Genomic DNA, 14,934 nt, shown 5'->3' with positions numbered 1-14,934 from the left:
GCTTGATGTGCTTCGAGATGGAAGGCTCGCAGTCGCATTCTCGTGAAAACGAAGAAGAACATGAGTGCGAGAATGAAGACGAAGAAAAACTGGGTCCTGTTATTATCTGTGTAGATACTAGCGGATCAATGCAAGGTTCACCGGAAACTGTAGCCAAGGCCGTCACGTTGTTCATGGCAACTCGGGCTGTTTCCCAGAAGAGAAACTGTTTTCTGATCAATTTCTCAACGAAAATAGAAACAATGGATTTGTCAGGAAGAATCGGCATTACGAAAGTGATTGAATTCTTACAGCGTTCTTTTCACGGTGGAACGGACGTAAGTCCCGCCCTGACTCATGCCCTGAAGATAATGGAAAACAAAAAGTACATTCGGTCCGACCTCATCGTTATATCGGACTTCCTTATGGCATCAGTTCCCGAATCGTTGCAAGATATGATCCGTCTGGCCAAAGAAAAAGGAAATCGATTTTACTCGCTGTCCATCGGGGACATCTTCTTGGATGAGCGATTGGAAGCATTGTTTGACAATGAATGGGTGTACAATCCCAGCGATTCCAGCATTCGTTCGGTTCAAGTTATCGCAAGTGCAATGGAACGCCAGTCAACAGGTTGACTGACTCGCCGCAGCTTCTACGATTCCGAATCAGCGTGCATGACTTCCTCCTTAACCGCGTCCAGATTGACGAAGTCCAATTGTACGCCAAAGGAGCTCGTCTGAAGGCTATGGAGCACAGCACGCGATTTTGGATGTGGCTGACTTGACATAGACAGACTAAGTTGTTAAGTTTTTACTGTGTATTACCTTAAGAAACAGTATTGTTATCCTCTGTTTATGTATCCCAGAACCAGTTTGGACACTGTCTAGTAATCACAACTAGTAAACTCCGTACAAGTTTATGCTCCTAACTCAGACTACTGAATAAGGAAGAAACTAAATATGCCATCCTTAAAAACATATGATCTGTTTTTAAGTCATGTATGGAGGAGTGTGGATAACTCGGAGTACTACCGTCTTGAGAATCTACTCAGCCAAGCCGCCTATTTCTACTGGCGCAACTACTCGGTTCCAGAACATGACCCACTAGGAACGAAGTCCGATCGAGAATTGCGTCAAGCACTTGACCGGCAAATCAAGCCGGTAAACTGTTTTATTGTAGTATCTGGGATGTACGTCAATTACAGAAGATGGATTCAGGAAGAAATTGAGATTGCCAGAAACTATAACAAACCGATAATTGGGATTACTCCCTGGGGCCAAGAACGTGTACCCTTCCAAGTGCGAAATGTCGCCAATATAATGGTTGGGTGGCAAACTAGCAGCATCGTTGCAGCAATCCGAAACTGGTCCCTTTAGCTCTATTAGTTTAATGCCCTTCGGCAAGCCGATCATCACGACTGCAGTTTGTAGAAAGGGAAACTGTGTGCAGCATGACACGAAGTGTTAAGAGTATTCCCAAAGAAGATTACGGTGCCGAATACCAAAACCACCTTTTTGAGCAGTACAAGCTATATGTTGAAATGGCTGATCGGGTAAGTGCAAGAAGAATGCTTGCAAACTCATTCTTTGTTGCTGCGAATACGACATTTGCCATCGCCTTTACGGTGCTGCTCAGAACAGATATGCTAAAAACGGAACTGCTTATTGGGGTACCAGTGGTCGCGCTATTGCTGCTCTGTTATGTATGGAATCGCGTAATGAAATCATATAGGCAGTTGAATTCGGGTAAATTCAAAATCGTCCATGAACTTGAGCAAATGCTTCCTGTTGCTCCGTACGATGCTGAATGGTTAGTTCTCGGCGAAGGTAACGACCGTAAACGATACAAGCCGCTTACTGACGTAGAGAAATGGGTGCCTGTGTGCTTTGGGCTGCTGTACGTCTCTTGGGCTGTAGTTTTCTGTTTCAAGGGATAGCAATCTGTTCCTCTCTACGACTTCGGTAACTCGTAAACGATACGGGGCTTTTTGCTACTAGAACTGAAAAGAAAGGCAATCTTTTCATGAAAGTGTTTATCAGCCATGCGTACAAAGATGAGCCTTTGGTTAAAAAGCTTGCGACCAAGTTGGAGAATGCCGGTTTTGAAGTATGGGATGCAACTCGTGACGTACGTGCTGATGGAAAATGGTCTGAACAGGTAGATCACGCGCTGGAAGATTCGGATGCAATGGTCGCCATCCTTTCTGCCGATGCTTTACTTTCAAGTTGGGTTCGTCATGAAATAGAGTATGCGCTCTGTGAACCGGGTTATCGAAGACGGTTGGTTCCCGTGCTAGCTGGAGATTCTCAAGGACTTTCCAAAGAGGATGTGCCTTGGATTCTTCGACATCTGAATATGATCGACATGGATGAGCACGATGAGGAAAGTGGGATCAGTAAAATCGTACAAGTGCTTTCTGATAACGCCGTAACTGATTCTCACCCTGCATCTCCACCGACCTCCTGAATCTATGTTGCCACAGGAAATCTTCCTTTCACACTCTGACCGAGATCGTCAGTTTGTTGAGAAATTGGTCTGTGTGATGCGGCAACATGGCCTTCCTGTCTGGTATAGCCAAACAAATGTGCGAGGAGCCGAGCAGTGGCATGACGCTGTCGGTGATGCACTGCGGCGTTGTGATTGGTTTACCTTAGTATTGTCGCCGAATGCCGTGGAATCAATGTGGGTTAAGAGAGAACTACTGTTCTGTCTTGAAAAAAACCATTTCGAAAATAAAATCTGTCCTCTCTTGTTTCGATCTTGCGATTTTGAGAAGCTATCTTGGACGCTGTCTGCATTTCAATTGGTCGACTTTACTCAGTCATTTGAAGACGGTTGTCGGGCGCTACTTCGTGTATGGGGGTTGGGTTACAGATCAGCACGGGAATGATCTAACGAGTTTACCGGTATAAAAAACCGATCTGAGCTATTTCTGTATATGCCAGGTCTTTATTGATCTTATATCGTTTGATTCGACGCACTCCCCGTAGCGATCTCAGAAATAAACCATCCCTCCGATGAAGAGCACGAGAATCGTAACCAGTTCAAAGGCCGAGCCCTCGGAAACGAAAACGGATGCTGGCGATGGCTCCGAAGGCGAGCATGATCAGCCCGCTCACGAAGAGCAGCCAACCGATCGGGTCTCGGCGTTATAGAAGATCAATCCTGATACCGAAAATCACCAGTATCAGGATCGGGCCGCGCGGAATGGCGAATCCGTCCACATGTAACAGCCGGTATCCGAATGAGAACCGGTTCATGATCTTAATCGCGTCCAGGAACAGGTACCCCTCCACCGATCAACGTCGCCAGCCCAAGAAGAAGGTACCGACACTCCTTCGGCACCGCCTGCGCCGCACATGATCCACTCTTTCACTTTACTAAGGTTTTACCTACCTCTGCTTTACTAAGGTTTTATCTACCTCTGCGACCGACCCGCCGCCAAGTCAGTGAGCATGTAACTTCTTTCACACGGTTTCTATGCTTACCTTCAATCGGCTCGGGACGAATTGTGACCTACTCAGCAAGCATGGAGAGGGGTCGATTGTAACAGCGTGGAAGTATGGTGAACGACCTAGCACTATAGTCACATAAAATAATGATTACTAACGAGATTAAACACTGTTTCTCCGACTGTTCTTTTCAAAACGAATATCGCTGCGGATATCGCCACATCGCAGGCAGGATCGGAAGAGGAACTGAGACCTTGGAACTTGCCCAACTGCTGTTAACGCCGGCCACGCTATTGTCAGCCTTCATCTTCTTCTGGAACCAGGCGAAGACAGGCAGGGACGAACTCAAGCGGGAACTTAATTCAGATATTGGGGCATTGAAGGAGGAGTTGAAGGAAGATATCACGTCCGTTCGCCAGGAAGTCGTGGCTGTCCGTGACGAACTGAAAGCCGAGATCAGGGAGGAAATCGCGCCCCTGCGAACGGAGATTGCCGCCATACGTTCTGAAATGCATGACATGAACGGTCGTCTCGGACGTGTCGAGGGTCTGCTGAGAACCCCGGAAACTGGCTGACTCGGCGGGGCGGTCCGGCTGCCGTATAGTTACCTTTGACTACGCTCTCTCGTTTTCTATATTCCTGAACACACGATTGTGGTTCCTGCGACGCCGGAACGGGCCGATTCCGTTCGTGGCGACTGGATACCAGATGATGCGGAGCAAACCGCCAGGAGGCCGTCATGGCCATGTTCGGCGACCCGGAAGACTTCGTCGTGATGAGCGAACGCGAGAAGTACCTCTACGACCTCCAGGGGTTTCTCGTGGTGCGCAGCCTGCTGTCCGCCGATGAGGTGCGTGCGCTTAACGACGCCCTGGACGCCCATCCCGACCGGACCGGCGAACATGGACCGGGCGGCGCGATGGACGGAACCCCGCTGGCGGGGCCCGATACGCAGTACGTCCACTACGAAGGGATGCTGACCTGGAACCAGCCCTGGTGCCAGCCCTTCCGCGACCTGCTTGCCCACCCGAAGCTGATTCCCTACTTGAATACCATGATGGGACGGGGCTGGAAGCTGGACCACAACATCGACGTGCTCACTTCGAAATCGGGCGCTCAGGGAACGCCATTTCACGGCAACAGCACGGGGATGTTCGCCGGGTCGACCTACTACATGTACGACGACGGCCGCATGCGGAGCGGACTGATCGTCTGCCAGTTCTACCTGACCGACGTAGACCCGGACGATGGCGGGCTGACCGTGATACCAGGCAGCCACAAGGCCAATTTCCCCATGCCGGGATACGTGCGGTACTATGAGGACCACCAGGAGATCTTCCATCATATCACCGTGAAAGCCGGCGACCTGGTGATCTTCAACGAGGCCACGACCCACGGCGCGCTGCCGTGGCGGGGAAATGGCGAGCGTCGTTGCGTGCTCCACCGGTACATCCCGAAATACATGCACTACGAAGGCGGCGTCTACGAAACGCGCCTGCCCGAATGGACGAATGAGCTCACCGAAGCCCAGCGCGCGGTCCTGGAACCCCCGTACATCTACAACCGCCCCCTGATCGAGGACGACGGCGAATCGATCGTGCGTCCCCGCAGGGAGGGGATCTGAATCGAACCAGCCCCCATGAACCAGTCCCCATGAACCAGACCACACCATACCTCACCATGGAGCCCCAGGAGCAGTACCTCTTCGATCTGCAGGGGTTCATCGTGGTGCGAAACGCCCTTGCGCCCCAGCAGGTTGCGACACTGAACGCGGCCCTGGACGCCAATCGCGACAAGCGGAAGGACGATACGGCGAGCAGCACGAGCGAGGCCCTGAAAGGCACGCAGCTCCGCGGTCTCTACGAAGGCATGCTGACGTGGGAGCAACCCTGGTGCCGGCCATTCCGCGAGGTGCTGGTCAATCCCCGGATCATCCCTTATCTGAACACCCTGCTGGGCCGGGGGTGGAAGATGGATCACAGTCCCTTTATCTTCACGTCCGCGGCGGGCACCGAGGGCCTGCGCCTGCACGGGTACGGACAGGCCGAGTACAACGGATCCCGGTCCTACCACTACCAGAACGGCGCCATGCGTTGCGGGCTGATCAACTGTCAGTACCAGTTGAGCGACGTGAATCCGGGCGACGGCGGGCTGTGCGTCATCCCGGGCAGCCACAAGGCGAACTTCACCCTTCCGGACGAAATCTCCCGCTACGAGGCCGACCAGGATGTCGTGCACCACGTGCCCATGAAGGCCGGCGACCTGGTGATCTTCAACGAGGCCACGACCCACGGCACGCTGCCCTGGAAAGGGAAGGGGGAGCGCCGTTCTCTGTTCTACCGGTACACCCCGAAGTACATGCATTACACCGGCGGCGTGTACAAAACCGTCCTGCCGGAGTGGACGAAGGAACTTAACGATGCCCAGCAGGCCGTGCTAGAACCACCCTATGTCTATCACCGGCCGATGATCGGCGACGACGGACGGACGCTGTCGACCCCTCGGCGCGAAGGAGAGTGAAGGAACACCGAGGGGCCGCAAGCACGCTGCCGTCACCGTACCGGGAAGGCAAGTGAAGGAGCCCAAATGACCGGAAACGAAGCCATTGCGAAGATCCTGAAGGCGGAAGGGCTGGACTGGTTCAGCTGTTTTCCCCACCATCCCCTCATCGACGCCTGCGCGATCGAGGGCCTGCGTCCCATCCTCTGCCGGCAGGAACGGGCCGGCGTCAACATCGCCGACGGATTCAGCCGGATCCGGAACGGCAACACCATCGGCGTCTTCATGATGCAAATGGGACCCGGCGCGGAGAACGCCTTCGGCGGGGTGGCCCAGGCCTACGCGGATTCGGTGCCCGTCCTGCTGCTGCCCGGCGGCCCGCCGCGGTCCCGTGCGGGCGCCGACCTGGCCTTCGAATCGGTGGAAAACTACCGGGGCATCACCAAGTGGGTCTCGAACATCAATTCGGCGGCCCGGATTCCGGAGATGATGGGGCGGGCGTACAGTCTGCTGAAGCAAGGCAAGCCGGGGCCGGTCATGCTGGAGATCCCCGGGGACGTGGGCGAGGAGGAGATCCCTGACGACGCCTTTGACTACACCCCCATCAAACCGTTCAAAAGCGGCGCATCGCCCGAGGACGTCCGGGACCTGGTCGCAGCCCTGCTGAAGTCTGAATGTCCCGTCATCAGCGCCGGCCAGGGCGTGCTGTACGCCGAGGCCACCGATGCGTTGATCGAGTTCGCCGAATGGACGAAGACCCCGGTCATGACCACGCTGGCCGGCAAGAGCGCCTTCCCCGAAACCCATCCCCTGTCCCTGGGCACGGGAGCGGCCTCCCATTCCCTCATGGTGGCGGAATACCTGAAGAAGACCGATTTCTTCTTCGGCATCGGCACGAGCATGACTTCGGGGTTCAAATCGAATGTGCCCGCAGGCGCGGTGCTCGCCCAGTGCGTCGTCAGCCACGGGGACCTGAACAAGGAGCACCGGGTCGACTACGGCGCGGTGGGCGACGCAGGGGTGGTGCTGCAACAGATGGTCGAGGAAGCGAAACGCCAGCTCGACGGGCGGCCCGGGGACGATGAACGCGGCGATATCGCGGAGATCGCACGGCTCAAGGCAGCGTGGCTGGCCGAATGGGAACCCCGGTTCCGCTCCGACGAGGTGCCCCTGAGCCCGTACCGCGTGTTCCGCGAGATCGCGGGCGTGGTGGATGCCGCGCGCACGATCATCACCCACGACTCCGGCTATCCGCGGGAGCAGCTCGCGCCCTTCTGGGAGACCGATACGCCGCGGGGCTACATCGGCTGGGGCGCTTCCACGCAACTGGGCTACGGGCTGGGACTGGCCATCGGCGCCAAGATCGCCGACCCGGAGAAACAGGTCGTCAACGTCATGGGCGACGCCGCCTTCGGCATGGCCGGCCTGGACGTGGAGACCGCCGTGCGTTCGGAGATCCCTCTCATCACGGTGATCCTGAACAACGGGGTCATGACCCACTACGACCACCATATGGCCTACGCGTCGGAACGCTGGGGGAGCAACCGGTTGGGTGGGGATTACGCCGCCGTCGGGGCCGGACTGGGCGCTTACGCGGAGAAGGTGACGACGCCCGACCAGATCGCCCCGGCGATGCGGCGTGCGGTGGAAGCCAACCGCGAGGGCCGGCCGGCGGTCATCGAGACGATCACCAAGGTGGAAGAGCACACGTCGAGGTATTGAAAGGAGACCGCCGGAGCGTCATGCCCAGGATCCTGATCGGCACCTACTTCCAGGAAACCAACGACTTCCATCCCAACGATACGACGTACGAGGATTTCGGTATCCTGCGCGGCCGCGAGATGCTGGAGGGTCCAGGCGGCCGGGCGGAACCGGACGACCAGGGCGGCGCGGACAGCCTGGGCGGCGTGGTCGGTGGGGCCGTCGATACGCTGTCCATCCGGGATGACGTGGAAATCGTGCCTACCTACAGTGCCGCCATGGGGGCGGGCGGCACGATCACGCAGGTGTGCTTCGAACGGACCACGTCGGAGTTGCTCGACGCGATCGAACGGCAAAGTACCGGCGCTGACGGCGTGTACCTGAACCTGCACGGCGCCATGGCCGCGGAAACCGAAAAGGATCCGGAAGGGTACGTCCTGCGGGAGGTGCGCCGGATCGTCGGACCCCACGTGCCCGTGGTCGCTTCCTTCGACATGCACGGCACGATCACCCGGTGTATGCTGTCTCACTTGGACGGCTGCGCCATCCTGCACACCTACCCCCACATCGACTGGTACGAAACGGGCGCCCGGGCCGCCGGGGTGTTGCTGCGCATACTCGACGGGGCCCGGCCCGTGATCGCCAGCGTATACACGCCCACTATGGTCCGGGGCGACGAACTCAAGACGTCCACCGGCGTGCACGGCACGTTCATTCGCTACCTGGAGCGCCTGGAAGAGCGGGACGACGTACTCGCCGGGGGGATCATGCTGGGCCATCCGCCGACGGACTGCCCGGAACAGGGCTCCCGCGTCGTCGTGATCACGGACGGCAAACGGGACCTGGCGGTGCGGGAAGCCCTGCATATCGGCCGGAGCTTCTGGAACATGCGCTCCCACATGCAGTGCGTGCTGCACAGCGTCGAGGAGGGTATCCGGATCGCCGCGCAGGCAAAGGGAACGGTCGTTTTCGCCGATGCCGCCGACGCCACCAGTTCGGGCGCGCCGGGCACGAGCAACACCATCCTCAAGGGACTTCTGGAGTGCGATTACCGGGGCAGCGTGCTGTTCCCCATCCGCGACGATCCCGCCGTCGCGCGCGCCATGGAGGCGGGCGTCGGCCAGACCATAACCGTTCCCCTGGGCGGTACGCGGGACCCGCGCTTTACCCCGGTGGAAGTCACCGCGACGGTCGAAGTGCTGGGCCGGCGGGACGACGTTCCCATCGCGGTGCTGCAGTGCCGGAATGTCACGATTTTCCTGGCGGCTTCCGGTCCCCTGCTGTGCGACCGGTGGATGTATCCCGCCTTCGGCCAGGACCCGAAACGCTTCGACGTCGTGGTCAAGAAACTGCCCCACACGCCGGACGAGTGGTACGACGACTGGGCTGAACGGACCCTCACCATCGATTCGCCCGGGGCGGCAAGCCCGAACATCCCCACGCTTGGCCATCGGCATGTCACCCGCCCTATCTACCCCCTCGACCCCGACATGACCTGCACGCCGGAAGTTGAGGTGTACGAATAAAGCCGCACGCCTGTCTTCTCGTAACGGTCCCGCCCGCGGGGAAGGCATGAACCGGCACGTCACCAGCGGCCGCTGGGGCCTGGGACTGGTCCTGAGCCTGTTCACGATCTTCGTATGGGGCGGACTGCCCATTGTCCTGAAAATTATGCTGATCAGCCTGGACGCCTTCACGATGACGTGGTACCGGTTCGTCGTCGCGGCCGCGTTGATGGCGCTGATCGTCTACCGGCAGGGGCACTTCGCCCTGGTCCGTCGACTCAAGGGCGGTTACGCGCTGGTCTTCCTTGCGGCGGTGCTCGGGTTCAGCTGCGCGTACGTGTTCTATCCCCAGAGCCTTCAGTACATCTCGCCCAGCGCCGCCCAGGTGGTCAACCAGATCTCGCTGCTGTTCCTGCTGCTGGGCGCCATGCTGCTTTTCCAAGAACGGATGACCCTGATCCAGGTCCTGGGTCTCCTGCTGCTCACGGGCGGGATCGTGCTGTTCTTCAACGAGGAACTGACGGAACTCCTGTCCGGTGACAGCGCGATGATTCCGGGCATCCTGTGGGTGACTGTGGCCGCGCTTGCGCTGTCGACGTATACCCTCACCCAGAAGCAGTTGCTGCAGATCCTGCCCACGTCCGTCATCCTGTTCCTGATCTACCTGATCGGATCGGTGCTGATCCTGCCCTTCGTTCGATTCGAATCGTTGCTGGTGCAGGACACCCGGCAGATGGTCCTGCTCAACGCTTCGGCGGTGATCTCGCTCGTCGCCTTCGTTACGCTGGTGGAATCACTGAAACACCTCGAGGTGTTTCGGGTCAGCATGGTCCTGGCGGCCGTGCCCCTGGTCACCGTCGTGGACATGATGATCCTGGCGCCGCTCCTTCCCGGCCTGCTGCAGCCTGAGCATCTGAATCTGATCAGCATATCCGGCGCCGTTCTCGTCGTCATCGGGTCCATACTCGGCAACCTGCGGCGGTCTGTGAAGTCCGGGTAGCCGGTTACCCACGCGGTTCCACCGATGTGGTACGGGCCAGGGGGTTCCACCGTTTCGGTACTGGCCGGGTGGTACCGCCGAGTCAGGACCCACCGGGCGGTACCGCCGCGACCGTGCCGGCCGGAGTCACTGTATTTCGCAACAAGGAGCCAATACCTTGAAGCCACTCGTTGTCATGGGCCTGAGGACCCTGGCGCACCTGGACGCGAAGGAAACCATGTACGAACAGATCGACCGGGACGAGATCCAGGCGACGGGACGATTTCCGGTGGAACATATCGAGGTAATCGCCGGCGAGTTTGCACTCGGGATCCTGTCCAGCCACAGCATTCCGCGCATCGAGCGCGTGGTCGGCCACCTGGGATGGTCCCACCTGTTTCCGCCGGAACACCTGATCTCTTCAGATCCCCTGGACCGGAAGGATGCTGCGAACTGGGTAGCATGGCGACGGGAATACGAAGCACGGGGGCTTGCGCTGCACACGGTGGTGGATATCGGCGAAGTGCTGGTGCGCAACCTCGCCCGTTCGTCGGCCTTTGGGGATGTAGACAAGTATCACGTCACCGGGGCTGAGGGCACACGCACCGAGGGAGCGACGCGCATAACGGCTTTGGACCAGACGCGGGCTTACCGCCAGGCCGTCCGAGGGACGCGGGGCCGGTGAACGGCATTGGGAGTCCGTACCGCACGGGGCCCATGTCCGGCCGCTGCCTTAACGGGGCGTGGCGGATCTACCTCGGCGCCCTGGCATTCAGGAACTCCAGCACCAGGTGGGTCATCACGCGCATGCCCACCCCCACGGATTCGCTGTCCGCCGTCATGGTCGGGGTGTGCAAGCCGCCCGAAGACTGGCCAGGCCGGGTGGTACCGAGCCGGTAGAAGAACCCGGGTATGACATTGGCGAAATAGGCGAAATCCTCGCCGCCCATGGTCGGGGGCAGTTCCAGTACCTGCTCGACACCGGGCGCACCTGTCAGGTAGCCGGCCATTTCCCGGGACAGTGTCGGGTCGTTGATCACGGAAGGGGTGCCGCGGTCGTAGTCCAATACGAAGGAACCGCCATAGGCTCCGGTAATACCTTCCAGGATGGAGTTCATCCGGCGCTCCACCGTGTCCCTGACCTCGGGGTTGTAGGTGCGTACAGTCCCCTCGAGATGGACTTCCCGGGGAATGATGTTGAAGCGCTCGCCGCCGCGGAAGATACCCACCGTGACCACGCTGGGCTCGAGGGGCGACAGGGTGCGGGACCGGATCGTCTGCAGGGCGAGCACGATCTCGGAAGCCATGACGACTGGATCGATACCCTCTTCCGGACGGGCGCCGTGGGCCTGCTTGCCCCGGACCTTTATAATGAAATGGTCGACGGCGGCCATGGCCGGCCCGATGGTATATCCGACTGTGCCCACTTCCAGTGAAGGCAGTGCGTGCAAGCCGAATATCGCTTCGGGCGCCGGATCCTGGAGGACGTTCTCCCGCACCATCAGGTCCGCGCCGCCCTCTTCACCGGGCGGCGCTCCTTCTTCCGCCGGTTGGAAGATGAACTTGACGGTGCCGGGCAGGTCGTCTTGCATGTCGGCCAGTATGGAGGCCACGCCCAACTGTACGGCGGTATGCACGTCATGTCCGCAGGCGTGCATCACGCCCACTTCCTTGCCCAGATAGGTCGTGCGTACGGTCGACCTGAAGGGCAATACCGTCTCCTCCGTCACGGGCAGCGCGTCCATGTCCGCCCGGATGGCTACTACCGGCCCCGGCCGTCCGCCCTTCAGCACACCGACCACGCCGGTATGGGCGACGCCCGTCCGGATCTCGATGCCCAACGCGGTGAGATGGTCCGCCACCAGCTTCGCCGTCTTGAACTCCCGGTTGCCCAGCTCGGGGTTCTGATGGATCTGCTCTCGCATGCGGATGGCTTCCGCCCTGTGTTTTTTCACCAGGACGGCCACGTTATCCTGCTGGGCGGCCGCGTTCCGTGGCATGGCGGTGACGAACAACATGCCCAGGATGAGCAGCATCCCTTTCCCTGTGCTTCGCATACGGGTCTCCTATCTCTCCCAGGGGAAGGCGAAGGACGGCCGGTTGGCATAGCGGGCCATGGCCACGCGCAGCCTGCTTCCGCATCCGGGTTCGAGCGTTACCGTAAAGCTGGCGCCGTCGACCGGGGTGGCCCCGCTTCCGTCATCCACTTCCAGGATCTGGTGCTCCCCGTAGGCGCCTCCTTGGACGGTCACGGTATGGGAAGAGACCTGGTTGGTATTTACCAGCGTGACTACGGCGCTGTCGTCGTGGAGTTCTTCCACGAGGGCGGCCACGTCCTCTGGCATGCCGGGACGCACGCGCACGGGATCGAAATACCGGAACCGGCAGTGCAGGGGGTGGCCGAAGTGCCCGGTGGGCATGCCGCCGAGCATGAGCCGGATCAGGGCGTCCACCTCCGCGGGATTCGTGCCGTTCATGTCGTCCGATAAACGCGTATCCGGCGAGGACAGGTCGTTTCGCATCCTTTCCATCTTCGAGCGAACGGTCGAGATGTCCTCCTGCAGCGCCTCCTCCGGATAGTCCGGGTTCTGCCCTTCCAGGTACGCGATCCAGCCTTCCATGGGCAGCCGATCCAGGTCGCGGCGGTCCATGGACCAGTAATAGATATGCTCCGCGCCGACGCTGAAGGGCTCGGGCTGATAGTCGTACCAGCCGTCGTCGCCGTGCATGCGGGGATAGAGCGTCCGGCCGTTCTCGACCTTGCTGTGGGCGTTGACCCGTTCGACGACGCCGCGCCAGGTATCGACGTATTTCTGGTCGCCGGTCAGCAGCAGCCCGTTGCCGAAACTCCAGTGGACCCGGATCAGGAAGTAGGGCCGGTGCGCTATCTTGCCAGTCTGGGGCACGATGGTCGAGAATCCCCACCCGTACGCCCCGCCGTACCATCTTCCGCCGCACTCCCCGCCGATGCTGCCGTCCAGCCCGATATTGGAGGGTATGATGCCGTTGTTCCGCTCGGTACGCTCCACCCAGGCGTCGATGTAGTCTTTCGTCCAGTCGAAGTACTTTTCATCGCCGTTGATCATATAGGCGTTCAGCGTCATCGTGGTCACGCCCATGTTCAGCGGATGATCGCCGGCCACATCGTTGTAGTCCTTGAAATGGGCGACCATCTCTTCGTAGTTCCGTTCCCCGTGCCCCAGTCTGAATCGGCCCTCGACCTCGATGGAGTCGCCGGCCCAGTCGAGTCCGGTGGCCTTACGCAACATCGGTCCACGACTGCCGTTGAACATGCTCTTGATCACGCGATGCTCGGGGATGTAGTTGTCGGCGATGGGATCTTCGCCCGTGTAGAAACCGCAGAAACGACGCGTTCGGTCTATGAACTTCTTGTCCTTCGGATCGCACAGGCCCTGGAGGAAAAAGGCGGTGAATCCCTCCCCGTTGTGCATCCAGTCGAACATCGTGGGGAATTCCTTGAAATACATGCCGTCCCGGGCGAATTCGACCTCGGTGGTCTTCGCCTCCGTATACTGCAGCAGGTGGCCGTCCCAGGCTTTCTTGTACAGGTCATACACGCGCTCCGAAGCGCCGAGCGCGTAGAGCTCCGGCCAGTTCGCGAAGTTCTCTGCCGCGTCGTCCGGACCGTCGTCGCCGCCCCAGCGGGGGACGCACAGCAGGTACCCGCGTTCGTCGAAGTACTGATCGTAGAACGCTTCCACGGCTTCTTCCTGCTGTTTGATCAGGTTCAGTTCCAGCAAGGCCCACGATGGAGGTGACATGGGCGAGGCGATACGCACGGTACGCCCCCCGGTTGAGACGGCCGACATGGGCAGATCCTTTCTTTAGACTGTGGGAATGATGGGCAATGGGGTTTCCGGGGCAACGATCCCGCCGCGGCCTCCGGGTGATCAGGACGTCAGGCCACGGCCTCCGGGTGATCAGGACGTCAGGCCACGGCCGTACCGCTTGCTGCGCTGCGCGCTTTCTTCTATAAACGCGAGCAGGTATTTGACTTCATCAGTCTGTTCCACTTCCGCGGTCACCGCGATCACCGCCTGGGAGATGTTGAGCGAGGACCGGTGGAGCAGTCGATAGGCCCTTTTGAGCGTACGTATGGCTTCCTCGGAAAACCCGCAGCGCTTCAGGCCGATGGTGTTGAGTGAAACGGGCTTCAGCGGATCGTGGCCGTACTTGACGTACGGGCAAATGTCCTTGGTAACCATGCCGCCCCCGCTGATGAAGGCGTTCCGCCCGATCCGGACGAACTGGTGAACCGCGACGAGTCCGCCGGTTATGGCGAAGTCCTCGATTTCCACGTGGCCGCCCAGTTGCGTGCCATTTGCGAGGATCACCCGGTTGCCGATTACGCAGTCGTGGGCGACGTGCACGTAGGCCATGACCAGGGTATCGCTTCCGATCACCGTCTTTCCCAGGGCGCTGGTCCCGCGATTCAGCGTGGTGAACTCCCGGATGGAAGTCCGGTCTCCGATCTCCAGGGTGGACTGCTCGCCAATGAATTTCTGATCCTGGGGGATCGATCCCACAACGGCCCCGTGATAGATCCTGCACTCCGCGCCGATACGGGTATGGGCGCCGATCAGCGCGCTGGATGCGATCTGGGTACCCGCCCCTATAGTCACGTTGGGTTCCACGATCGTGTAGGGACCGATACTGCAGCCGGCTCCCAACTCCGCGTCGGGATGCACGATGGCCGTGGGATGAATCTGGACTTCGGTGGTAGTGTCCGTCACTGTGGAGTCTCCTGGTCCGCCTGGTCCGCCTGGTCCGCCTGGTCCGCCTGGTCCGCCTGGTCCGC

Annotated in this window: 14 protein-coding genes and 1 pseudogene; 12 read left to right on the top strand and 3 right to left on the bottom strand. The window is 59.4% G+C overall.

Annotated features, from left to right (window positions below; translation table 11 throughout):
• The 12 genes and pseudogenes from OXG98_03465 to OXG98_03410 all read left to right on the top strand — a co-directional run.
• Positions 1–614: VWA domain-containing protein (locus OXG98_03465; GenBank protein MCY3771066.1), on the top strand; the 614-nt coding region annotated here is incomplete at its 5' end.
• 324 nt (positions 615–938) lie between these two features.
• Entirely contained in the window at positions 939–1,355 is a 417-nt protein-coding gene (locus tag OXG98_03460) for a TIR domain-containing protein (protein ID MCY3771065.1), read from the top strand.
• Between the two features lie 74 nt (positions 1,356–1,429).
• Positions 1,430–1,915 carry a hypothetical protein gene (locus OXG98_03455; protein ID MCY3771064.1) on the top strand — a complete coding sequence of 162 codons (486 nt, stop codon included), beginning with the start codon at positions 1,430–1,432 and terminating at the stop codon, positions 1,913–1,915.
• 86 nt (positions 1,916–2,001) lie between these two features.
• Positions 2,002–2,445, top strand: coding sequence for a toll/interleukin-1 receptor domain-containing protein (locus tag OXG98_03450; GenBank protein ID MCY3771063.1), 444 nt, complete (start codon positions 2,002–2,004; stop codon positions 2,443–2,445).
• 4 nt (positions 2,446–2,449) lie between these two features.
• Positions 2,450–2,869, top strand: a complete 420-nt coding sequence (locus tag OXG98_03445) for a toll/interleukin-1 receptor domain-containing protein (protein ID MCY3771062.1) — start codon at positions 2,450–2,452, stop codon at positions 2,867–2,869.
• A gap of 816 nt (positions 2,870–3,685) precedes the next feature.
• Positions 3,686–4,006: a hypothetical protein gene (locus OXG98_03440; protein MCY3771061.1), complete on the top strand. Its 321-nt coding sequence runs from the start codon at positions 3,686–3,688 to the stop codon at positions 4,004–4,006.
• Between the two features lie 164 nt (positions 4,007–4,170).
• Complete coding sequence (locus OXG98_03435) at positions 4,171–5,055, top strand: phytanoyl-CoA dioxygenase family protein (GenBank protein MCY3771060.1); 885 nt, start codon at positions 4,171–4,173, stop codon at positions 5,053–5,055.
• Positions 5,056–5,084: 29 nt separating this feature from the next.
• On the top strand, positions 5,085–5,951 hold the full coding sequence (locus OXG98_03430) for a phytanoyl-CoA dioxygenase family protein (GenBank protein MCY3771059.1): 867 nt from the start codon (positions 5,085–5,087) through the stop codon (positions 5,949–5,951).
• Between the two features lie 60 nt (positions 5,952–6,011).
• Positions 6,012–7,652, top strand: a pseudogene (locus OXG98_03425) (thiamine pyrophosphate-requiring protein).
• A gap of 20 nt (positions 7,653–7,672) precedes the next feature.
• Positions 7,673–9,157 (top strand): M81 family metallopeptidase, encoded by a 1,485-nt coding sequence (locus OXG98_03420; protein MCY3771058.1) that lies wholly within the window; start codon positions 7,673–7,675, stop codon positions 9,155–9,157.
• 46 nt (positions 9,158–9,203) lie between these two features.
• Positions 9,204–10,136 carry a DMT family transporter gene (locus OXG98_03415; GenBank protein ID MCY3771057.1) on the top strand — a complete coding sequence of 311 codons (933 nt, stop codon included), beginning with the start codon at positions 9,204–9,206 and terminating at the stop codon, positions 10,134–10,136.
• Positions 10,137–10,293: 157 nt separating this feature from the next.
• Positions 10,294–10,800, top strand: a complete 507-nt coding sequence (locus OXG98_03410) for a hypothetical protein (GenBank protein MCY3771056.1) — start codon at positions 10,294–10,296, stop codon at positions 10,798–10,800.
• Between the two features lie 67 nt (positions 10,801–10,867).
• Here the strand turns inward: OXG98_03410 and OXG98_03405 are convergent, their stop codons facing one another.
• The 3 genes from OXG98_03405 to lpxA all read right to left on the bottom strand — a co-directional run bounded on the left by OXG98_03405 (position 10,868) and on the right by lpxA (position 14,869).
• The gene (locus OXG98_03405) at positions 10,868–12,172 is read right to left on the bottom strand and encodes an amidohydrolase (GenBank protein MCY3771055.1); all 1,305 of its coding nucleotides are present in this window, start codon (positions 12,170–12,172) and stop codon (positions 10,868–10,870) included.
• Between the two features lie 9 nt (positions 12,173–12,181).
• A complete protein-coding gene (locus tag OXG98_03400; protein ID MCY3771054.1) occupies positions 12,182–13,945 on the bottom strand; it encodes a hypothetical protein in 1,764 nt (587 codons plus the stop codon).
• 111 nt (positions 13,946–14,056) lie between these two features.
• Positions 14,057–14,869, bottom strand: a complete 813-nt coding sequence (gene lpxA, locus OXG98_03395) for an acyl-ACP--UDP-N-acetylglucosamine O-acyltransferase (protein MCY3771053.1) — start codon at positions 14,867–14,869, stop codon at positions 14,057–14,059.
• Positions 14,870–14,934: the final 65 nt, after the last annotated feature.

Source organism: Gemmatimonadota bacterium, assembly GCA_026706345.1.
GTDB lineage: Bacteria > JAAXHH01 > JAAXHH01 > JAAXHH01 > JAAXHH01 > JAAXHH01.
Note: the sequence above shows the minus strand (reverse complement) of the source record. Positions and strands in the feature narration are given on the sequence as shown.